General features: G+C 54.7%; 33 protein-coding genes and 1 pseudogene. 1 reads left to right on the top strand and 33 read right to left on the bottom strand.

Annotation, left to right across the window (positions count from 1 at the left end):
- Positions 1-16 precede the first annotated feature (16 nt).
- Genes Q1J43_RS04825 through Q1J43_RS04835 form a run of 3 tightly spaced genes read right to left on the bottom strand, consistent with a single transcriptional unit; the run spans position 17 to position 4,465 of the window.
- Positions 17-1,306 (bottom strand): acetyl-CoA C-acetyltransferase, encoded by a 1,290-nt coding sequence (locus Q1J43_RS04825; protein WP_301101257.1) that lies wholly within the window; start codon positions 1,304-1,306, stop codon positions 17-19.
- Positions 1,307-1,364: 58 nt separating this feature from the next.
- On the bottom strand, positions 1,365-3,716 hold the full coding sequence (locus Q1J43_RS04830; protein WP_301101258.1) for an acyl-CoA dehydrogenase: 2,352 nt from the start codon (positions 3,714-3,716) through the stop codon (positions 1,365-1,367).
- Complete coding sequence (locus Q1J43_RS04835) at positions 3,713-4,465, bottom strand: TetR/AcrR family transcriptional regulator (protein WP_301101259.1); 753 nt, start codon at positions 4,463-4,465, stop codon at positions 3,713-3,715. Before Q1J43_RS04835 ends, Q1J43_RS04830 begins: the two co-directional genes overlap by 4 nt.
- Positions 4,466-4,634: 169 nt before the next feature.
- Here Q1J43_RS04835 and Q1J43_RS04840 point away from each other — a divergent pair, with 169 nt between their 5' ends.
- Positions 4,635-6,434 carry an ABC transporter ATP-binding protein/permease gene (locus Q1J43_RS04840; protein ID WP_301101260.1) on the top strand — a complete coding sequence of 600 codons (1,800 nt, stop codon included), beginning with the start codon at positions 4,635-4,637 and terminating at the stop codon, positions 6,432-6,434.
- Between the two features lie 46 nt (positions 6,435-6,480).
- Here Q1J43_RS04840 and rplQ read toward each other — a convergent pair whose 3' ends face one another.
- The 30 genes and pseudogenes from rplQ to tuf form a co-directional block, all read right to left on the bottom strand.
- Positions 6,481-6,867 (bottom strand): 50S ribosomal protein L17, encoded by a 387-nt coding sequence (gene rplQ / locus Q1J43_RS04845; RefSeq protein WP_301101261.1) that lies wholly within the window; start codon positions 6,865-6,867, stop codon positions 6,481-6,483.
- Positions 6,868-6,898: 31 nt separating this feature from the next.
- Positions 6,899-7,876, bottom strand: coding sequence for a DNA-directed RNA polymerase subunit alpha (gene rpoA / locus Q1J43_RS04850; RefSeq protein ID WP_301101285.1), 978 nt, complete (start codon positions 7,874-7,876; stop codon positions 6,899-6,901).
- A gap of 39 nt (positions 7,877-7,915) precedes the next feature.
- Complete coding sequence (gene rpsD / locus Q1J43_RS04855) at positions 7,916-8,545, bottom strand: 30S ribosomal protein S4 (protein WP_301101262.1); 630 nt, start codon at positions 8,543-8,545, stop codon at positions 7,916-7,918.
- A 12-nt stretch (positions 8,546-8,557) separates the two neighbouring features.
- Positions 8,558-8,947, bottom strand: coding sequence for a 30S ribosomal protein S11 (gene rpsK, locus Q1J43_RS04860; RefSeq protein ID WP_301101263.1), 390 nt, complete (start codon positions 8,945-8,947; stop codon positions 8,558-8,560).
- Positions 8,948-8,959: 12 nt separating this feature from the next.
- Positions 8,960-9,322: a 30S ribosomal protein S13 gene (rpsM, locus tag Q1J43_RS04865; protein WP_301101264.1), complete on the bottom strand. Its 363-nt coding sequence runs from the start codon at positions 9,320-9,322 to the stop codon at positions 8,960-8,962.
- 77 nt (positions 9,323-9,399) lie between these two features.
- A complete protein-coding gene (gene rpmJ / locus Q1J43_RS04870) occupies positions 9,400-9,513 on the bottom strand; it encodes a 50S ribosomal protein L36 (RefSeq protein WP_186409481.1) in 114 nt (37 codons plus the stop codon).
- A 73-nt stretch (positions 9,514-9,586) separates the two neighbouring features.
- Complete coding sequence (gene infA, locus Q1J43_RS04875; RefSeq protein ID WP_301101265.1) at positions 9,587-9,805, bottom strand: translation initiation factor IF-1; 219 nt, start codon at positions 9,803-9,805, stop codon at positions 9,587-9,589.
- Position 9,806: 1 nt separating this feature from the next.
- On the bottom strand, positions 9,807-11,132 hold the full coding sequence (secY, locus tag Q1J43_RS04880) for a preprotein translocase subunit SecY (protein WP_301101266.1): 1,326 nt from the start codon (positions 11,130-11,132) through the stop codon (positions 9,807-9,809).
- Between the two features lie 26 nt (positions 11,133-11,158).
- Complete coding sequence (gene rplO / locus Q1J43_RS04885; protein ID WP_301101267.1) at positions 11,159-11,590, bottom strand: 50S ribosomal protein L15; 432 nt, start codon at positions 11,588-11,590, stop codon at positions 11,159-11,161.
- A gap of 1 nt (position 11,591) precedes the next feature.
- Positions 11,592-11,774 carry a 50S ribosomal protein L30 gene (gene rpmD, locus Q1J43_RS04890; protein ID WP_301101268.1) on the bottom strand — a complete coding sequence of 61 codons (183 nt, stop codon included), beginning with the start codon at positions 11,772-11,774 and terminating at the stop codon, positions 11,592-11,594.
- A gap of 3 nt (positions 11,775-11,777) precedes the next feature.
- Positions 11,778-12,302: a 30S ribosomal protein S5 gene (gene rpsE / locus Q1J43_RS04895; RefSeq protein ID WP_301101269.1), complete on the bottom strand. Its 525-nt coding sequence runs from the start codon at positions 12,300-12,302 to the stop codon at positions 11,778-11,780.
- Between the two features lie 28 nt (positions 12,303-12,330).
- Positions 12,331-12,687, bottom strand: coding sequence for a 50S ribosomal protein L18 (gene rplR / locus Q1J43_RS04900; RefSeq protein ID WP_301101270.1), 357 nt, complete (start codon positions 12,685-12,687; stop codon positions 12,331-12,333).
- Between the two features lie 10 nt (positions 12,688-12,697).
- Positions 12,698-13,231 (bottom strand): 50S ribosomal protein L6, encoded by a 534-nt coding sequence (rplF, locus tag Q1J43_RS04905; RefSeq protein ID WP_301101271.1) that lies wholly within the window; start codon positions 13,229-13,231, stop codon positions 12,698-12,700.
- Positions 13,232-13,240: 9 nt separating this feature from the next.
- Entirely contained in the window at positions 13,241-13,636 is a 396-nt protein-coding gene (rpsH, locus tag Q1J43_RS04910; protein ID WP_301101272.1) for a 30S ribosomal protein S8, read from the bottom strand.
- Positions 13,637-13,651: 15 nt separating this feature from the next.
- Complete coding sequence (gene rpsN, locus Q1J43_RS04915; RefSeq protein WP_301101286.1) at positions 13,652-13,957, bottom strand: 30S ribosomal protein S14; 306 nt, start codon at positions 13,955-13,957, stop codon at positions 13,652-13,654.
- Positions 13,958-13,964: 7 nt separating this feature from the next.
- Positions 13,965-14,504 (bottom strand): 50S ribosomal protein L5, encoded by a 540-nt coding sequence (rplE, locus tag Q1J43_RS04920; RefSeq protein ID WP_301101273.1) that lies wholly within the window; start codon positions 14,502-14,504, stop codon positions 13,965-13,967.
- 9 nt (positions 14,505-14,513) lie between these two features.
- Entirely contained in the window at positions 14,514-14,831 is a 318-nt protein-coding gene (gene rplX, locus Q1J43_RS04925) for a 50S ribosomal protein L24 (RefSeq protein ID WP_301101274.1), read from the bottom strand.
- A gap of 9 nt (positions 14,832-14,840) precedes the next feature.
- The gene (gene rplN / locus Q1J43_RS04930; RefSeq protein WP_294271940.1) at positions 14,841-15,209 is read right to left on the bottom strand and encodes a 50S ribosomal protein L14; all 369 of its coding nucleotides are present in this window, start codon (positions 15,207-15,209) and stop codon (positions 14,841-14,843) included.
- 127 nt (positions 15,210-15,336) lie between these two features.
- Entirely contained in the window at positions 15,337-15,600 is a 264-nt protein-coding gene (gene rpsQ / locus Q1J43_RS04935) for a 30S ribosomal protein S17 (RefSeq protein ID WP_301101275.1), read from the bottom strand.
- A complete protein-coding gene (gene rpmC / locus Q1J43_RS04940; protein WP_301101276.1) occupies positions 15,597-15,791 on the bottom strand; it encodes a 50S ribosomal protein L29 in 195 nt (64 codons plus the stop codon). The genes rpsQ and rpmC overlap by 4 nt, the downstream gene beginning before the upstream one ends.
- 2 nt (positions 15,792-15,793) lie before the next feature.
- Entirely contained in the window at positions 15,794-16,207 is a 414-nt protein-coding gene (gene rplP / locus Q1J43_RS04945) for a 50S ribosomal protein L16 (protein ID WP_301101277.1), read from the bottom strand.
- Positions 16,191-17,051, bottom strand: coding sequence for a 30S ribosomal protein S3 (gene rpsC / locus Q1J43_RS04950; RefSeq protein WP_301101278.1), 861 nt, complete (start codon positions 17,049-17,051; stop codon positions 16,191-16,193). Before rpsC ends, rplP begins: the two co-directional genes overlap by 17 nt.
- A gap of 9 nt (positions 17,052-17,060) precedes the next feature.
- Positions 17,061-17,390, bottom strand: a complete 330-nt coding sequence (gene rplV, locus Q1J43_RS04955; RefSeq protein WP_301101279.1) for a 50S ribosomal protein L22 — start codon at positions 17,388-17,390, stop codon at positions 17,061-17,063.
- 10 nt (positions 17,391-17,400) lie between these two features.
- Positions 17,401-17,676, bottom strand: a complete 276-nt coding sequence (gene rpsS, locus Q1J43_RS04960; protein WP_186409497.1) for a 30S ribosomal protein S19 — start codon at positions 17,674-17,676, stop codon at positions 17,401-17,403.
- 13 nt (positions 17,677-17,689) lie between these two features.
- A complete protein-coding gene (gene rplB, locus Q1J43_RS04965; RefSeq protein WP_301101280.1) occupies positions 17,690-18,517 on the bottom strand; it encodes a 50S ribosomal protein L2 in 828 nt (275 codons plus the stop codon).
- The gene (gene rplW / locus Q1J43_RS04970) at positions 18,517-18,819 is read right to left on the bottom strand and encodes a 50S ribosomal protein L23 (protein WP_301101281.1); all 303 of its coding nucleotides are present in this window, start codon (positions 18,817-18,819) and stop codon (positions 18,517-18,519) included. Before rplW ends, rplB begins: the two co-directional genes overlap by 1 nt.
- Complete coding sequence (gene rplD, locus Q1J43_RS04975) at positions 18,816-19,436, bottom strand: 50S ribosomal protein L4 (RefSeq protein WP_301101282.1); 621 nt, start codon at positions 19,434-19,436, stop codon at positions 18,816-18,818. Before rplD ends, rplW begins: the two co-directional genes overlap by 4 nt.
- A complete protein-coding gene (gene rplC, locus Q1J43_RS04980; protein ID WP_301101283.1) occupies positions 19,436-20,080 on the bottom strand; it encodes a 50S ribosomal protein L3 in 645 nt (214 codons plus the stop codon). Before rplC ends, rplD begins: the two co-directional genes overlap by 1 nt.
- A 112-nt stretch (positions 20,081-20,192) precedes the next feature.
- Positions 20,193-20,504: a 30S ribosomal protein S10 gene (gene rpsJ, locus Q1J43_RS04985; RefSeq protein WP_301101284.1), complete on the bottom strand. Its 312-nt coding sequence runs from the start codon at positions 20,502-20,504 to the stop codon at positions 20,193-20,195.
- Between the two features lie 54 nt (positions 20,505-20,558).
- Positions 20,559-20,703 (bottom strand): annotated as a pseudogene (gene tuf, locus Q1J43_RS04990) (elongation factor Tu); the annotation flags it as partial.

Consider the following 20,703-nt stretch of genomic DNA (forward strand, 5'->3'; position numbering starts at 1 on the left):
ATCCTTTTCTCGCCGATCAACTCAGGGTTTCGACCAGCATGGCGCCACCCAGCCCGCCACCGATGCAGATCGAGGCGATGCCGCGCCTGGCTTGATTGGCACGCAGCACGTGCAGCAAGTGGAGCACTATGCGGGCGCCGGAGGCGCCAACCGGATGACCGAGCGCAATGGCGCCACCATCGACGTTGAGCCGGCCGTGCGGCAGCGTGCCCAGGGCTTCCGGCAAACCAAGCTGTTCACGGCAGTAGTCGTCTGACTCCCAGGCGGCAAGACAACCGAGCACCTGGGCGGCGAAGGCTTCGTTGATTTCCCAGGCGTCAATATCGTCAAGACCCCAGCCGTGACGCTGCAAAATTGGCGTTGTGGCATGCACCGGACCGAGCCCCATCTGTGCCGGATCAAGGCCGGCCCACTGGCTGTCGCTGATTCTGCCGATCGGCTGCAACCCCCACTGGTCGACGGCGGCTTGCGAGGCGAGAATCAACCAGGCGGCGCCGTCGGTGATCTGCGAACTGTTGCCCGGGGTGACGCGGCCGTATTTCTTGTCGAAGAAGGGTTTGAGTTTGGCGAGGCCAGGCAGGCTCGAATCGAGACGAACACCGTCATCTTCGGCGTACACGTTACCCTTGGCATCGACCAGTGGAACGATCTCGTCATAATGACCTGCCGCACGGCCCTCGACGACAAGCTGATGGCTATGCACCGAGAACTCATCCATCTGCTCGCGCGAGATGCCGAACTTCCAGGCCAGATTCTCGGCAGTTTGCCCCATCAGCAGGCCGACCATCGGATCGGTCAAGCCCTTCATGATGCCAATCACCGGCGCGAGCAAGGCCGACGGTCTCAACTTTGCGAACATGCCTAGTTTCTGACCCAGGCTTCTGGCCTGCATCAGCCCGGCAAACCACATGACCATGACCTTGTTGTAGAGCAGCGGCGCGTGCGAGAGAGCGTCAGTACCTCCGGCCAGTACCAGTTGCGCGCGTCCAGCCTGAATGTTAGCGATCGCCGAATCGATGGCCTGCATGCCGCTGGCACAGTTGCGCATCGCCGTCCACGCCGGAACCTTGTGACCACACCCCATGCGCAGGGCAACGAGACGCCCGATATTGACTTCATCCGGCGAAGGGCTGGCACAACCGAGGATGACCTCGTCAAGCTCAGTCGGCGCAAAGACCTGGCGCATCAGCAGGGCACGCCCGGACTGGACGGCAAGATCGCTCGCCGAAAATGGCCCGGGCGCATTGCGCGCTTTCAGAAACGGTGTTCTTGCGCCATCAACAATGTAGACGGGTTGAAATGCCATGGCACTCCCTTCGAATCCTTGAATGAATTGATGCCTGGTGGAAGTTAGACGTTAGAGGTTACGCAACGGCTTTATGCGCCAAGGGCTGGCATTCGCTGGAAGCATAATCGAAGGGGAAATCGTCGACGTGGATAACAATGTCGCGCAGTTGGTTGCGCCGCTTGAGCAGCGCGTATTCTTCTGCGTTGACCAGTCCTTTGGCGAATGCCACCTGGGCAATGTCACGCACATTGGCCGCCGGCAGGTTATCAAACACGCCTTCCTTCTCGGCGGAACGAATCCTGGCCTCGATCGGCTCGGCATCGATTGTCGCCCTTAGCGCCAGTTCAAGCGCACCGACCGCCTCGGTCTCGACCTTCGGCAGATAGGTTTCGGCAGTCAGACGATCGCGCGCCGCTGACGGTGTAAGCAGCAGCTTGGCCACCTGATGGCCGATCTTGTCAGACGGCACATCATAGGGATGGCCGAGCGGGAAGATGATGCGGTAGAGCATGCGGCCAATCAAACGGTTCGGAAAGTTGGCGATGACGCCGTCAAAGGCCATCTGTGCCTTGTACATGGCATCCCAGATGGCCCAGTGCATGAGCGGCGCATCGGCCTGCTGACGCCCTTCGGACTCGTAGCGCTTGAGCGTCGCCGAGCACAGATACAGCATCGACAGGATGTCGCCGAGACGGGCTGAAAGCTTCTCGCGACGCTTGAGTTCACCGCCCATGACCAGCATCGAGATGTCGGCGAGAAAAGCAAACGCCGAAGAAAACCGCGTTAGTTGCTGATAGTAGCGCCGCGTTTCCGGAGCAACGTCGGTCGGCACCGGAACAAAGTGCGAACCAGTGACACCTTTTCTGAGCGCCCTGACAAAATGGCGAACGGTAAAGGCGATGTGATCAAACAAGGCCTTGTCAAAATCAATCAGCCCCTGCTCGGTATCCGGATTGTGCGCCGCCTGCATTTCCTTGAGTACATAGGGATGGCAGCGGATGGCGCCCTGCCCGAAAAGAATCAGGCTGCGGGTCAGGATATTGGCGCCTTCGACCGTAATGCTGATGGGAATTTGCTGATAAGCACGACCCAAAAAGTTCGACGGGCCAAGACAAATGCCCTTGCCGCCGACGATATCCATGCCATCATTGATCACCTTGCGGGCCAATTCGGTAACGTGGTACTTGGCGATCGCCGAAGCAACCGAGGGCTTCTCGCCAAGGTCGACCGCACCTGCGGTCATCTTGCGAACAGCGTCCATCATGTAGGTGTACGCACCAATCCGCGTCAACGGCTCTTCTATCCCTTCAAAGCGACCGATGGCCATTTTGAATTGACTGCGCACCCGTGCATATGCGCCGACAGTACGTGCCGTCAATTGCGCCATGCCAGCGTTCGATGACGGCAGAGAGATCGAGCGGCCTGCCGCCAAACACTCCATCAACATGCGCCAACCGTGACCGGCCATCTGCTGCCCGCCAATGATGAAATCGAGCGGCATGAAGACATCCTTGCCGCGTGTCGGGCCGTTCATGAACATGGCATTGAGCGGAAAATGGCGGCGCCCAAGTTCGACTCCGGGCGTATCTCGCGGCACCAGAGCGCAGCTTATGCCCAGATCCTTCTTGCCGCCAAGCAAGCCTTCCGGGTCATACAAACGAAACGCCAGTCCGAGAATAGTACAGATGGGGCCGAGCGTAATGTAGCGCTTGTCCCAGGTGACCCGCATACCGAGCACTTCCCTGCCCTGCCACTGGCCCTTGCAGACAATCCCGTTGTCAGGTATCGATGCGGCATCGGAACCCGCCCACGGGCTGGTCAGAGCGAATGCCGGAATCTCCAGCCCCTTGGCCAGACGTGGCAAGTAGTAGTTTTTCTGTTCTTCAGTGCCATAGTGCAGCAAGAGTTCCGCTGGGCCGAGCGAGTTGGGCACCATCACGGAAACCGCCTGCGCCGAACACCGCGTGGACAGTTTGGTCACCACCTGCGAATGCGCGTAGGCTGAAAACTCCAGACCACCGTACTGCCTGGGAATGATCATGCCAAGGAAACCCTTTTCCTTGATGAATTTCCAAGCCCCCGACGACATATCATGCAATTCGCTGGTGACTTGCCAGTCATCAACCAGAGCACAGGCCTGCTCGACCTCATTGTCCATGAAGGACTGTTCCTCGACGGTCAGCTTGGGCACCGGATAGGCAAGCAGCACGTTCCAGTCGGGATTGCCCTGGAACAGCTGGCCTTCCCACCACACCGTGCCGGCTTCGAGCGCATCGCGCTCAGTTTCCGACATCTGCGGCAAAATGCTCTTGTAGGTCTTGAAGATGGAGCGTGACAGCAGCGCCCGTCGCAACGGAGAGATGCAGAAAAGTAGAACGCCTCCGACCAACGCTAGCACCACGACCATTAAGATCGTTATTAGGATCATTTTTTCTTCTCCTGTGATTTACTTCGGACCGTCTTGGCAAGCGGCGCCTGTTGTCGATTGGATGAATCAGCGAACTGCGGCAAGGCCGCACGCAGGCCGCCGAGAAGAAAAGGCATGAGGCGCTCGGAAAGTCGCCTGGCTTCACTCTTGGTGCCCTCTTCCTTGCCCGAAATATCACTCATCTCATGACCGGTGATAACGCGCAGGATGTCGGTCCCGGCAATAGCGTAGGACATTGCCCCCAGCATGAAATGAAGACGCCAGACGATTTCCGCCTTGGGGACGTCCGGCACGGCACGAAAAAGCGCCAGCTTGTAGCGTTCGATGACTTCAGCATATTCTGTCGCAAAAAAAGTACGGATGAATTCGGCCGGGTCGGTTAGCGTACGTCCCAGCAAGCGCAGGAAAGTCATTCCTCCCAGACTCTCGTCCTCCCCGATGCGCAACAAGGTGCCGAAAAATGCTTCCAGCACTTGCGAAGGCTTGAGCGGCGCCCCCTTGGCACGTTCTTCAAGCGCATCAAGTACCGCCAGACGCTCACTGTTCAGCCAAGTCAAACGACGCCTGAAGACCTCGCGCAACAGACCTTCTTTCGAACCGAAATGATAGTTAACCGCCGCCAGGTTAACCTTCGCCATACTCGTGATCATCCGCATCGACGTCCCCTCGTAGCCGTGCGCCATGAACTGGCGTTCGGAGACATCAAGGATGCGTACTCGCGTATCAGAATTCAGTTTAGCGTCGGGCATTGGCCGGCCATCAAGTTTCCGCAGTGTTGCGACAGTGCACAGTAGCGCATAATTCATACGTTCGTTTGAATAGTAGGATCTTGCCCTTGTCTTTGCAACAATTTTTTACTGGGTGCGCACGCAACAAAACGTCATACTCGGCATTATCAAACTCTCGGATACGCTAGGCATGCGCCGTTCATCCAACAAGTCATACTCCTTGCGTCCACCTGTAGCAGACTCCAGCGTCTGGAAAACGCTGCGCAGTCTCGCGCCTTATCTGTGGCAATACAAATGGCGCGTTCTGATCGCTCTGTCCTGCCTGATAACGGCAAAACTGGCCAACGTCAGCGTACCAATCGTTTTCAAGTCGATGATTGACAATCTGACCAACAATCAGTTGGCCATTGCCTTGCCGGTTACGTTGCTGATGCTGTACGGCGCACTCCGGTTTTCGAACTCGTTGTTCACTGAACTGCGCGAGATCATTTTTGCCCGGGTTACACAACAGGCGGTACGCCGTATCGCGCTCGAAGTTTTTCGTCATCTGCATGCCCTTTCGCTGCGTTTCCATCTGGAACGGCAAACAGGTGGTGTCTCGCGTGACATCGAACGTGGCAGCCGCTCCATATCCAGCCTGATCAGCTATACCCTGTACTCGATTCTGCCGACCCTGATCGAGATAACCCTGGTCCTCTCCATCCTGTTCGTCAAGTACGACAGCGGCTTCGTCCTTATTACCCTGCTCTCTCTGACGACCTATGTGATATTCACGATCAAGGTCAGCAACTGGCGTATCGGCCTGCGCCGGCTCGTCAATGACACCGATTCAGCGGCCAATACACGGGCGATCGACAGTCTGCTCAATTACGAAACGGTCAAGTATTTCACCAATGAAGGCTATGAAGCCGAACGCTACGACGCGCATATGCGGCAATGGGAGGAGGCTGCAACCCGGAGCCAGATCTCGCTCTCCTGGCTCAACCTTGGACAGCAACTAATCATTGCCCTCGGCGTTACCGCCATGATGTGGCGAGCCGCGTCCGGAGTCGTCGACGGACGGATGACGATTGGCGATCTGGTGCTGGTCAATGCCTTCCTGATTCAACTTTATATGCCGTTGAGCTTCCTTGGCGTCATTTACCGGGAAATTCGCCAGTCGCTGGCTGACATCGAACGCATGTTCGATCTGTTGCGGGTCAATCGCGAGATTGCCGATGCGCCAGGTGCTCAATCGCTGCACGCGAAGGCAGTCACTGTATGCTTTGAAGCAGTCGAGTTTTCCTACGAGCCCACGCGCCAGATACTGTTCGGAGTGGACTTCACGATTCCCGCCGGTCATACCGTTGCTGTCGTTGGCGAGTCAGGTTCAGGGAAATCAACGCTGGCTCGGCTGCTTTATCGGTTTTACGACATCGATGCTGGCCGCATCAGCATCAATGATCATGATTTGCGGGAATTGACGCAAACCAGTCTGCGCGCAGCGATCGCCATCGTTCCGCAGGATACCGTCCTGTTCAACGACAGCATCTATTACAACATCCAGTATGGACGTCCGGAAGCGAGTCGCGAAGAGGTGCTGGCGGCGGCGCAAGCGGCCCAGCTCGCTGAATTCATTGAAGTCTTGCCTGATGGTTATGAAACACGGGTTGGCGAACGCGGATTAAAGCTCTCCGGCGGTGAGAAGCAACGGGTCGCCATCGCCCGTGCCCTGCTCAAGAATCCGCCTTTATTGATTTTCGATGAGGCCACCTCGGCCCTTGACTCGAAAACCGAGAAAGCGATACAGGACAGCCTTGACAACGCCGCACGCGGGCGCACTACGCTGCTTATCGCCCACCGACTATCGACCGTCATGAATGCTGACGAGATTCTGGTGATGGATGGCGGGCGCATTGTAGAACGCGGTTCGCACACGGCACTACTGGACACGAAAGGCCGCTACGCACAAATGTGGGCACTACAGCAAGAGGATGAACTGATTAAATAAAAAAGCCAGGCAGTGCCTGGCTTTTTTTGTAAGGAAAACGGCGTTCTTATGCCGCTTCAACCTCAGTAGCAACTTCAGGCTGATCAAGAAGTTCGACAAAGGCCATCGGCGCATTATCACCATTGCGAAAACCGCACTTGAGGATACGCAAGTACCCTCCATTACGCACAGCATAACGCGGACCGATTTCATTAAACAGCTTGACCACGATTTCACGGTCACGCAGGCGATCAAACGCCAGGCGACGATTGGCCAAGCTCGGTTTCTTGCCCAAGGTGATGATCGGCTCAACAACACGACGCAATTCCTTGGCTTTGGGCAAGGTCGTCTTGATGGTCTCATGACGAAGCAGTGAGACCGTCATGTTACGCAGCATTGCCAAACGGTGCGAACTGGTGCGATTAAGCTTACGGAGACCTAAACGGTGACGCATATCTATTCCTTCCTATTCTTGTCCGGGCAGCTTATCTATCGAGCCCGGCCGGAGGCCAGTTCTCGAGTTTCATACCCAGCGTCAAGCCACGTGCGGCAAGCACTTCCTTGATTTCATTGAGCGACTTACGACCCAGATTTGGGGTCTTGAGCAGTTCATTTTCAGTGCGCTGAATCAGATCGCCGATGTAGTAAATGTTTTCAGCTTTAAGGCAGTTCGCCGAACGCACCGTCAGTTCCAAGTCATCGACCGGGCGCAGCAGAAGCGGATCAACCTGAACCGACTTCATATGCTCGATCGGCAACGCCGTGCCTTCCAGATCAGCAAAAACTGAAAGCTGTTCCATCAGGATACGGGCAGCCGTACGGATGGCTTCCTCGGGTTCAATCACACCGTTGGTTTCAATCTCCATGATCAGCTTATCCAGATCGGTACGCTGTTCAACACGCGCACTCTCAACAAAATAGCTGACCCGACGAACCGGGCTGAACGACGCGTCAAGAACCAATTTACCAATGCTCTTGCTGCTGTCACTGAGTTGGCGGAGATTGCCCGGTACGTAGCCGCGCGCCTTCTCCACTTTCAACTCCATCGCCAGCTTACCGCCTGCCGAGAGATGGGCAATCACGTGATCTGGGTTAATGATTTCGACATCATGAGATACCACGATATCACCGGCGCGAACTACGCCTTCGCCTTCCTTGGTCAATTGCAGAACCGCCTCTTCACGGTTGTGCAATTTAAAGACAACACCCTTGAGATTCAGAAGAATGTCAACAACATCTTCCTGAACTCCATCGATCGTCGAGTATTCGTGAAGGACGCCTTCTATGCTCACCTCGGTGGTGGCACAACCCGGCATCGAAGAAAGAAGAATTCTGCGCAATGCATTGCCCAAAGTATGACCGTAACCCCGTTCAAAGGGCTCCATCACCACCTTGGCGTGCACTGGAGACAAACTCTGTACATCAATGATTCGCGGTTTCAACAATAGTCCACTGCTATGCATGTCTAGTCCTTTGCCTGATTCAGTCAAGCGGAGCCACGATTATTTCGAATAAAGTTCGATCACGAGGCTTTCGTTGATCGTCGATGACAATTCACTGCGCTCCGGGCGAGCCTTGTAGGTACCCTTTGCTTCCTTGGCATCTACTTGAACCCACTCCGGGAAGCCACGCGACTCGGCGGCGACGAGCGCTGCTTTGACGCGCAATTGACTCTTCGCCTTCTCTGCGACTTCTACGACGTCACCTGGGCGAACCTGGTATGACGGAATATTCACACGCCGACCGTTGACCATCACACCATTGTGGCGAACAAGCTGACGGGACTCCGAACGCGATGCTGCAAAGCCCATACGGTGAACAACCGTATCAAGACGCGACTCGAGCAACTGCAGAAGGACTTCACCAGTAACGCCCTTACGCCGGTCCGCTTCTTTGTAAACCTTGCGGAACTGGCCTTCAAGAACGCCATAGATACGCCGTATTTTTTGCTTTTCACGCAGGTGAACACCGTAGTCGGACAAGCGTTGTCCAGACTTCTGTCCATGCTGACCAGGAGCATACGAGCGACGCTCGATAGCACACTTGTCGGTAAAGCATTTTTCACCCTTCAGGAACAACTTCTCGCCTTCGCGGCGACACTGACGGCACTTCGGATCGAGATTACGAGCCACTTTTCTTTCTCCTTAAATCCGACGCTTCTTAGGCGGACGGCAGCCATTGTGCGGGATCGGCGTAACGTCAGTGATTGACGTAATTTTCATCCCGAGCGCATTTAATGCACGAACCGAGGACTCACGACCAGGGCCCGGGCCCTTGATGCGAACTTCAAGGTTCTTCACGCCACACTCAACAGCCATTTTACCGGCAGCCTCAGCGGCAACCTGAGCAGCAAACGGTGTGCTTTTGCGCGAGCCTTTGAACCCCGCTCCACCCGAAGTTGCCCACGACAAGGCATTACCCTGACGGTCGGTAATCGTAATGATGGTGTTATTGAACGATGCATGAATGTGGGCAATGCCCTCAGCAACGTTCTTCTTAACTTTTTTGCGAACTTTCGCAGTAGTCTTGGCCATGATCAGGTCCTCTTATTTCTTGCCAGCAATGGCTTTGCGCGGACCTTTGCGCGTACGCGCATTGGTGCGTGTACGCTGACCGCGGCAAGGTAAGCCCTTGCGGTGACGAAGACCACGATAACATCCGAGGTCCATCAGGCGTTTGATGCTCATCGTAACTTCACGACGCAGATCGCCCTCAACGGTGAACTTGCTGACATGATCGCGCAAACGATCCATTTCAGCTTCCGTCAGGTCTTTCATTTTCGTGGAACGTACAACCCCGACAGCATCACAAATTTTTTGTGCGCGGCTGCGACCTATACCGTAAATCGCGGTTAACGCGATTTCGGCATGCTGGTGGTTGGGTATATTTACCCCTGCGATGCGGGCCATCGATTCACCCCAAATATGCGAAACTTACAATTAAATCTTCAACCGACTGGTTACTCATCGAAACGAGTCCTGGTCGATCAGCCTTGACGCTGCTTGTGACGCGGATCAGTACAGATCACACGCACAATGCCGTGACGTCGAATGATTTTACAGTTGCGGCAGATGCGCTTAACAGATGCCAGCACTTTCATGATTAACTCCTAATTTCTTGACATCGGGCGCAGCCAGCCTTTTGTCAAATTACATCTACTACGTAGAGATTCTTTATTTGGCGCGGAAAACAATTCGCGCACGACTCAGATCATAAGGGGTCAGTTGAACCGTCACCTTGTCACCAGGCAATATCCGAATGTAATGCATCCGCATTTTCCCGGAGATGAAGCCAAGTACCACGTGACCGTTTTCGAGCTTTACCCTGAACGTTGCATTGGGCAGGTGCTCGACAACCTCTCCCTGCATTTCAATCAAGTCTTCTTTTGCCATCCTATTTAGCCGTAAATCCGGAGCCCTTGAAGTTTGCTTTTTTCAAGAGTCCCTCGTACTGGTGCGACATGGCATACGCCTGAACTTGGGTCATAAAATCCATGGTCACGACCACAATGATCAGCAGCGAGGTTCCACCGAAGTAGAAAGGAACGTTCCACTTCAAGATGAGAAACTCAGGCAGCAGACAGACGATCGTTATATAGCCCGCGCCAACAAGGGTAAGTCGCATCAAAATCTTGTCGATATAACGTGCTGTCTGCTCGCCCGGACGTATCCCTGGTACAAATGCACCGCTCTTCTTGAGGTTATCAGCTGTTTCCTTTGAATTGAAAACAAGCGCCGTGTAGAAGAAGCAGAAGAAAATAATAGCCGCCGCATAGAACATGACATAGATCGGCTGACCGGGAGAAAGCGCCCCGGCGATGTCCTTGAGCCAGCGCATCGAATCACTCGAACCAAACCAGCCAGCAATCGTCGCAGGGAACAGGATGATCGAAGAAGCGAAGATTGGCGGAATCACGCCCGACATATTCAACTTCAAGGGCAGATGCGAGCTCTGCCCCCCATAAATTTTGTTGCCGACCTGGCGCTTGGCGTAGTTGACCAGGATCTTGCGCTGACCACGCTCTACGAACACCACAAAAGCGGTAACCAGACCAACCAGCAAGGTAATAAACAGTGCCGATAGCGGATGCATCGCCCCGGTACGAACCAACTCAAGCAAGCCGGCAATTGCGTTTGGAAGCCCTGCCGCAATACCCGAAAAAATAATGATGGAAATCCCGTTACCCAAACCACGCTCGGTAATCTGCTCACCCAGCCACATCAAGAACATCGTCCCAGTCAACAAAGTGGTCACCGTCACGAAGCGGAACACCATGCCAGGATCAGGAACCAAGCCAGGTTGCGACTCAACAGCGATGGCGATGCCAATTCCTTGAAACAGTGCGAGCAGAACAGTCCCGTAACGAGTGTATTGCGTAATCTTGCGCCGGCCGGCTTCGCCCTCTTTCTTCAATGCTTCAAGTTGCGGACTGGCATGCGTCATCAACTGCATGATGATTGACGAGGATATGTACGGCATGATCCCCAGCGCGAATATCGTAAAGCGTTTCAGTGCGCCACCGGAGAACATGTTGAACATTCCAAGGATGCCGCCTTGCTGCTTACTGAAAAGATCACTCAGCACCTGCGGATCGATCCCCGGCACCGGAATATGCGTCCCGATGCGATAAACAATCAGTGCGCCAAGAAGAAAGAGAAGCCGGCGCTTGAGATCGCCGTACTTGCCACCCTTGCTGACTTGACCTGGATTAGTTGCCAAGAACCGTCACCGTCTTCGAATTGTTGTTAAGCAACACTGCCGCCAGCCGCCTCGATGGCAGCCTTGGCACCTTTAGTGGCACCAACACCCTTGAGGGTAACCTTGCGCGTAATTTCACCGGAAAGAACAACCTTTGCTGACAGCGCATGTTGAGAAACCAGATTGGCCTGCATCAGCGTCAGCAGATCGATCTCATCAACCGGAAGATCGTTGATTTCGGATAGGCGAACTTCAACGTTGCGTGCGTTAGTCAGCGAAACGAAACCACGTTTCGGCAAACGACGCTGCAAGGGCATCTGACCACCTTCAAAACCCACCTTGTGAAAGCCGCCAGCACGGGACTTTTGACCCTTGTGACCACGACCGCACGTTTTTCCCAAACCAGAGCCAATGCCACGACCGACGCGACGCTTGGCGTGGGTTGAACCGGCCGCCGGCTGAATCGTATTGAGTTTCATCTTAGCCCTCACATTTCAGAAGGTATGAAACCTTGTTGATCATCCCGCGAACAGCCGGTGTGTCCTCCAACTCGGCACTGCTGTTCAGACGGCGCAAACCCAAACCACGAACCGTTGCACGGTGCGATTGCTTGGTGCCAATAACGCTCTTGACGAGCGTTACTTTTATTTTTTTGTCTGCCATGGCTTACCTCAGAACCTCTTCGACGGACTTGCCGCGCTTAGCCGCGATTTCAGACGGTGTATTCATCGCCTGAAGACCATTGATCGTGGCGCGCACGATGTTGTAGGGATTGGTTGAACCGTGTGCTTTGGCCACGACATTAGTCATCCCCATAACTTCAAACACGGCACGCATGGCGCCGCCAGCAATAACGCCCGTACCTTCGGGAGCCGGCTGCATCATTACCACCGATGCGCCATGACGACCAAAAACGGTGTGATGCAGAGTACCGCTCTTGAGGCTGATCTTGACCATTTTGCGACGTGCCTCTTCCATGGCCTTCTGCACCGCAACAGGCACTTCGCGGGACTTGCCCTTACCCATGCCGACGCGACCATCACCATCACCAACAACTGTCAGCGCTGCAAAACCGAGGATACGACCACCCTTCACAACCTTCGTAACTCGGTTGATCGATATCATCTTCTCGCGCATGCCGTCATCTGGCTTTTCGGCTTGCTGCGGTTTTCTACCTTGAGGTTTAGCCATTACTTACTCCAATCCGTTTTCGGGCTGATCAGAACTTCAGACCAGCTTCACGCGCAGCTTCAGCCAACGCTTTGACACGCCCGTGGTACTGGAAGCCACCGCGGTCAAACGCAACCTGCTCGATTCCAGCTTTCTTGGCACGTTCTGCAATCAATTTACCGATTACTGACGCGGCACCGATGTTTCCACCGTTCGTTAGATCCTTGCGCACTTCAGGCTCCAGGGAAGACGCCGAAGCCAGCACTTTCGAGCCACAGGATGAAAACACCTGGGCATAGATGTGACTGTTAGTGCGATGCACCGATAAACGCATCGACTTCAGTTCGGCAATTTTGGCCCGGGTTTTACGGGCTCTGCGCAACCGCGCCTGGTTCTTGGCATTCATTTATGCACCCTTACTTCTTTTTCGTTTCCTTGAGGACAATCACTTCGTCGGAATAACGCACACCCTTACCCTTATAAGGCTCTGGTTTGCGGTAGGCGCGGATTTCAGCCGCTACCTGACCAACTTGCTGCTTGTCCACACCCTTGATCACGATTTCGGTCTGCGTTGGCGTTTCACACTTGACCCCAGCCGGCATCTTGTGAGCAACCGGGTGAGAAAAACCAAGCGTCAAATTGAGCGTATCGCCTTGAGCTGCGGCACGATAGCCAACACCAACGAGGTTCAGCTTGCGTTCAAAACCCTTGCTAACACCAGCAACCATGTTAGCCAGAATTGCGCGCACCGTACCGGAAAGCGCATTTGAGTTGGCAGCACCTTCGACGGCCTTGCATACCAGAGTTCCGCCTTCCTTTTCAACCTTGACAGCAGGGTTGGCGGAAAAAGTAATCGCTCCCAAAGGCCCCTTGACGGAGATCACTTCTGCGCTCAGAGCGACGTCAACGCCCTGGGGCAGAACAATTGGATTCTTTGCAACGCGGGACATAGTTACCCCTTACGCGACAATGCAGAGCACTTCGCCGCCGGTGTTGCTGGCGCGGGCTTTGCGGTCGGTCATTACACCCTTGGGGGTGGATACAATCGCCACCCCAAGGCCATTCATAACACGCGGAATGTCGTCGGCACCCTTGTAAATACGCAGGCCCGGCTTCGAAACGCGATCAATGCGCTCGATGACTGGTCGTCCAGCGTAATACTTTAGGCCAATTTCAAGAGTCGGCTTACCGTCGTTTTCACGGACAGCAAAATCCTCAACATAGCCCTCGTCCTTGAGCACTTTGACAATCGCAACTTTTACCTTCGAAGACGGCATGGCAACTGAAGCCTTGCTTGCCATCTGCGCATTACGGATGCGGGTCAGCATATCGCTGATCGGATCGCTCATACTCATATCGTTCTCTCCTGCCTACCAGCTAGCCTTGGTCATACCAGGGACTTCGCCGCGCATAACGAAATCACGCAACTTGCTCCGACCCAAACCGAACTTCCGATAAACGCCGCGCGGACGACCTGTCAGCTTACAGCGGTTACGCAGACGAACGGGACTCGAATTCCTCGGCAGCGCTTGAAACTTCAGCCGAGCCTCAAATCGCTCTTCATCAGTCCGGCTCGCATCATTGACGACAGCGACCAAATCAGCACGCTTTGCGGCATATTTTTTGATCGTCTTGCGCCGCTTTTCATTACGGTTGATCAGTGCAAGTTTCGCCATATTCGCCTCAGTTTTTGAACGGAAATTTGAAGGCGCCGAGCAACGCACGCGCTTCATCATCAGTTTTAGCGGTAGTGGTAACGCTAATGTTCATACCACGCAACGCATCAATTTTGTCGTACTCGATTTCGGGGAAAATAATCTGTTCCTTGACGCCCATGTTGTAATTTCCACGGCCATCAAATCCCTTACCCGAAATGCCACGGAAGTCGCGAACACGGGGCAATGCGACCGTGACCAAACGATCGAGAAACTCAAACATGCGCGGCCCGCGTAGCGTAACCATGCAACCGATCGGATAACCGTCGCGAATCTTGAAGCCGGCAATTGACTTGCGCGACTTCGTGACCACCGGCTTCTGACCAGCGATTTTTGTCATATCGCCAAGAGCGTGCTCGAGCACCTTCTTATCGGCGACCGCTTCGCCCACACCCATGTTCAACGTAATCTTGGTGATACGCGGAACTTCCATATTCGACTTGTAGCCGAACTTGGCGGTCAGTTCCTGTATCACAGTATTTTTGTAAAAATCTAGCAAACGCGCCATGATCGCTCCTTACGCCCCAACCACTTCGCCGCTCGACCTGAAGACACGCACCTTCGTACCGTCTTCAAGTTGCTTGAAGCCGACGCGATCTGCCTTCTTTGTCGCCGGGTTGTAGAGAGAAACATTCGACACGTGTAGTGGCATGTCTTTAGCGACAACGCCACCAACCACGCCCTTAACCGGATTAGGCTTGACATGTTTTTTGGCGCGGTTCAGACCTTCAACCACGACATGCTCGGCGTCAACGCGGGTGATGATCGTTCCGCGCTTGCCCTTGTCCTTACCAGCAATTACGACGATTTCGTCGCCTTTACGAATCTTGTCCATGACCGCCCCTTACAGCACTTCCGGCGCCAGTGACACGATCTTCATGAAACGTTCGCCACGCAGTTCGCGTGTCACCGGTCCAAAGATACGCGTGCCAATCGGCTCCAGCTTGTTATTGAGGAGCACCGCCGCATTGTTGTCGAATTTGACCAAAGAACCATCCGGACGACGCACGCCTTTGGCCGTGCGAACCACCACAGCACTATAGACGTCGCCTTTTTTGACACGGCCACGCGGCGCGGCATCCTTGATACTTACTTTGATGATATCGCCAACGCTGGCATAGCGACGCCTAGAGCCGCCCAGCACCTTGATACACATCACTGAACGGGCGCCGGTATTGTCGGCAACGTCCAGAACCGTCTGCATCTGAATCATCTAACTCTCCAACTTATCCCGCTACTGCGGTCAGTCTTGGAACCCGTAAGGGAGAAACACCCGGCAGGAAAAAGCACCGGGCGCGGAAAAAAGAGCATTGTAGCCTCTTTTTCATAAAATGCAAGATCTAAATCGCGACTGCCTTCTCTAATAGCTTAGTAACAGCCCACGACTTGGTCTTTGCCAACGGCCGGCATTCCTGAATTTCGACTAGATCACCAGATTTCGCCTCATCATTCTCATTATGCGCGTGGTATTTTCTCGAACGCACAATAATCTTGTCGTACATGGGGTGCTTGACACGACGCTCAATCAGGACAGTTACCGTCTTGTCCATCTTGTCGCTCACAACACGACCGATCAGCGTACGCTTGCTAGTCGTTTCGCTCATTGTTTTACCGCCTTTTCACGAAGAAGGGTGCGCACACGCGCTATGTCGCGACGCACCTTGCCGATCTGGCTGTGGTTGCTTAACTGCTGGGTTGCAATCTGCATGCGCAGGCCAAATTGCGCCTTCAGCAGATCAAGCAAATCCTTGTTCAGTTCGTCGACGCTTTTTGCTCTGAGTTCACTGGCTTTCATAATCAACCTACCATTCGCGTGACGAAAGTCGTCGGGATCGGGAGCTTGGCTGCCGCCAGAGCGAAGGCTTCACGAGCCAGCACTTCATCTACGCCATCCATCTCGTAAAGCACCTTGCCCGGCTGAATTTCTGCCACGTAGTATTCCGGATTACCCTTACCGTTACCCATCCGCACTTCGGCCGGTTTCTTCGAAATTGGTTTGTCGGGGAAAATGCGGATCCATATCCGACCACCGCGTTTAATGTGACGGGTCATGGCACGACGCGCAGCTTCGATCTGACGAGCTGTCAGACGTCCACGACCAATCGCCTTGAGACCGAACTCGCCAAAACTCACTTTAGCGCCCCGCGTGGCCAGGCCGGTGTTACGGCCTTTCTGCTCTTTGCGGTACTTTCTTCTAGCTGGCTGCAACATCAGTCGTTCCTGCCTTTCTCACTCGTTTTGCCGGCGCCTTGCCTTCAGGCGCAGCAGCTTCGGTAGTCACCACCGCCTCAGGCTGGGCACTCGCCTTTACCGTACGGCTCTTGGGCTTTTCAGCACCCTCAGCAGCTACGGATCTGGCAACACGACGTGGCTTGCGCGCATCATCGGTTACGGAAGCGTCGGCAGTAACAGCAACCTGTTCGCTATGGTTCAGGATTTCTCCCTTGAACACCCAAACCTTGACGCCAATGATGCCGTAGGTCGTCAGCGCTTCCGACGTCGCGTAATCGATATCAGCACGCATGGTATGCAATGGCACACGACCTTCGCGATACCACTCACGGCGAGCAATTTCAGCGCCGTTCAACCGTCCTGAACTCATAATCTTGATGCCTTGTGCCCCTAGGCGCATGGCATTCTGCATGGCACGCTTCATGGCGCGGCGGAACATGATACGTTTCTCAAGCTGCTGGGTGATTGAGTCAGCAATCAGTTGAGCATCAAGTTCAGGCTTGCGAATTTCTTCGATGCTGACATGAACAGGTACGCCCATTATTGCCTGCAAAGCAGAACGCAGATGATCGATGTCCTCACCTTTTTTACCGATAACCACGCCAGGGCGCGCGGAAAAAATGGTGACCCGAGCATTCTTGGCCGGGCGTTCAATCAGCACACGACCAACCGAGGCATGCTTCAGCTTCTTCTTGAGATAATCACGAACCTCTACGTCTTCGTTGAGCATGCCGGCGAAGTTCTTGCTGTTGGCGTACCAACGCGAAGACCAGTCACGAGTGACAGCCAGGCGAAAACCAGTCGGATGAATCTTCTGTCCCATTGTTTTTCCTCAGTTTCCGACGGTCAGGAAGATATGGCAGGTCGGCTTGACGATCCGATTACCACGTCCCTTCGCACGCGCGGTGAAGCGCTTGAGTACCATGCCTTTTTCGACGAAGATGGTTTTCACCTTCAGTTCGTCAATATCGGCCCCATCGTTGTGTTCGGCATTGGCAATCGCCGACTCAAGCACCTTCTTGATGATTTCAGCACCCTTCTTCGGGCTGAACGTCAGGATGTTGAGCGCTTTGTCCACCGGCAAGCCGCGGATCTGGTCGGCTACCAGCCGACCTTTTTGGTCCGACAGCCGAACACCGCGCAAAATAGCACGAGTTTCCATATCCATTCCTTTACTTCTTCGCCTTCTTGCCGGCGGTGTGACCCTTGAAAGTGCGGGTCAGGGAAAACTCGCCGAGCTTGTGGCCGACCATGTTTTCGGTGACATACACCGGGATGTGTTGCTTGCCGTTATGCACTGCAATCGTCAGACCGACGAAATCCGGCAACACTGTCGAACGGCGCGACCACGTCTTGATCGGGCGCTTATCGCTCGTCGCACGCACAGCACCGATTTTCTTAATCAGATGGGCATCGACAAACGGACCCTTTTTTACGGAACGTCCCATAGTTCTCTATCCCTTAGCGTTTGTGACGGCGCTGCACGATCATCGAGGTCGTGCGCTTGTTGCTGCGAGTACGGTAACCCTTGGTCTTGGTACCCCACGGGCTGACCGGGTGCATACCTGCCGCAGTTTTACCTTCGCCTCCACCATGCGGGTGATCGCACGGGTTCATCACCACACCGCGGACGGTTGGGCGAATACCACGCCAGCGATTGGCACCGGCCTTGCCGATCGAGCGCAGGCTGTGCTCCTCGTTGCCCACTTCACCAATCGTGGCGCGGCACTCAACGTGCACCCGGCGAATTTCACCGGAACGCAAACGTACCTGGGCGTAAACTCCTTCACGCGCCAGCAACTGCGCCGAGGTACCGGCGGAACGTGCCAATTGCGCACCTTTGCCAGGAATCATCTCGATGCAATGAATGGTGGTACCCACCGGAATGTTGCGTATCGGCAACGCATTACCTGACTTGATTGGCGCTTCGGCGCCGCTCATGACCTGTTGGCCAACAACCATCCCCTTGTGCGCGATCACGTAACGGCGCTCACCGTCTGCATAAAGCAGCAGCGCGATGTTGGCCGTGCGATTCGGATCGTATTCAAGGCGTTCAACCTTGGCCGGAATTCCGTCCTTGCTGCGCTTGAAATCGACCAAGCGGTAGTGTTGCTTGTGACCACCACCCTGATGACGCGTCGTGATGTGGCCATTGTTGTTGCGACCGGCATGCTTGGACTGCGACTCAACCAGTGCGGCGAAGGGCTTACCCTTGTGCAGATCCGGATTGACAACCTTGACTACAGCCCGTCGGCCAGGCGATGTTGGTTTGACTTTGACGAGTGCCATTACGCAACACCTCCATCAACAAAATTAATTTCCTGACCTGGCTTCAGGCAAACATAGGCCTTTTTCCAGTTCTTACGACTACCCATAAACCGTCCGAATTTCTTTTGCTTACCCTTGACGTTGGCGATCTGTACCGACTCGACACCAACCTTGAACAGCAACTCGACCGCTGCCTTCACTTCAGGCTTGCTCGCATCGGAAGCGACACGAAACACCACCTGATTGTTCTTGTCGGCCACATAGGTCGCTTTCTCGGAGATCTGCGGGGCAAGCAGTACTTGCATTAAGCGTTGTTGGTTCATCCCAGGATCTCCTCGAACTTGGCCAGGGCGCTCTTGGTCATCAGCACCTTCGGGAAGCGGATTAGCGACACTGGGTCGGCTTCATTGACTTCCAGAACTAGCACATTGGGCAGGTTACGCGAGGCCAGGAAAACGTTCTCATCAAGGCCGTCAATGATGACCAGCACTGAGTCGTAGCCCATGCTCTTGATCTTTTGCGCAAAAAGTTTTGTCTTTGGCGCCTCGACAGCAATGCTGTCTACCACAGCCAGACGATCTTCGCGAGCGAGCTGCGAAAGGATCGACGCCATGCCAGCGCGGTACATTTTCTTGTTCAGTTTCTGTGAGAAATTCTCATCCGGCGAATTCGGGAAAATCCGACCGCCGCCACGCCACAACGGCGAGGAAGTCATACCAGCACGGGCACGACCCGTACCCTTCTGGCGGAACGGCTTGGCCGTCGAATGCTTGACCTGCTCACGGTCCTTCTGGGCGCGATTACCACTGCGGGCGTTGGCCTGGTAGGCAACAACGACCTGATGAATCAGCGATTCATTGTATTCGCGGCCGAACAACACATCAGAGGCCTGCAAGCGGCTTGCTTCCTGGCCTTGTTCGTTAATCAGTTTGAGTTCCATTATGCCCCCGCCTTGACTGCCGGATGCACGATCAAATCCGACCCCTTGGAGCCGGGAACCGCGCCCTTGACCAACAACAACTGACGCTCAAGATCAATGCGAATGACCTCAAGGTTTTGCTGGGTGCGCTGAACATCACCGAGATGACCTGCCATGCGCTTGCCCGGAAAAACCCGGCCCGGATCCTGGTTCATACCAATCGAACCCGGTGCGTTGTGCGACACGGAATTGCCGTGTGAGGCGCGTTGCGATTTGAAGTGGTGGCGTTTAATGGCGCCGGAAAAACCTTTGCCAATCGTATGACCGGTAACATCAACCTTCTGACCGACAGCGAAAATGGATGCGCTGATGTGATCACCAGGTTTGAGGGCGGCGAGAGCCTCAGCGGAAACCGGGAACTCCTTAAGCAGATTGCCTGCCTCGACGCCAGCCTTGGCGAGGTGCCCCGCCAAGGACTTATTGACACGCGAGGGGCGACGCTTGCCAAATGCTACCTGAACCGCAGCATAGCCGTCGATTTCAGGCGTTTTGATCTGGGCGACACGATTGTTCGACACATCTAGCACTGTAACCGGAACGGAAGTACCGTCATCGGTAAAAATGCGCGTCATGCCGACCTTGCGCCCAACAAGGCCTAGACTCATGGTTATTCTCCTCTAGCCGGCTACGATTGGCCGGCGAGCGCTACTAGTCAAAATGGGCAACGCCAAGGGCGCTACCCGGGGAAAGGCGGCGATTATAGCCGCTTATACTCGCTTACTGCAACTTAATTTCAACATCAACGCCTGCTGGCAGGTCGAGTTTCATCAGCGCGTCTACGGTCTTGTCCGTTGGGTCGATGATGTCCATCAAACGTAAATGGGTACGAATCTCAAACTGGTCGCGCGACGTCTTGTTAACGTGCGGCGAACGCAGGACGTCAAAGCGTTGGATACGCGTCGGCAGCGGCACCGGACCGCGCACAACGGCGCCGGTACGCTTGGCAGTTTCAACAATTTCCTGTGCTGACTGATCGATGAGACGATAATCAAAGGCTTTCAGGCGGATGCGGATTTTTTGGCTTTGCATGGTGTATTCCAAAGAGCGATTGGGCAGAGCAGTCAGCCCCGAAGAAGTTATAAATTACTCGATGATCTTGGCGACGACACCGGCGCCGACGGTACGACCGCCTTCACGGATGGCGAAACGCAGACCGTCTTCCATGGCGATCGGCACAATCAGCTTTACCGTCATCTGAATGTTGTCGCCCGGCATAACCATCTCGACG

It is taken from the genome of Propionivibrio sp. (assembly GCF_029255185.1).
Lineage (GTDB): Bacteria > Pseudomonadota > Gammaproteobacteria > Burkholderiales > Rhodocyclaceae > Propionivibrio.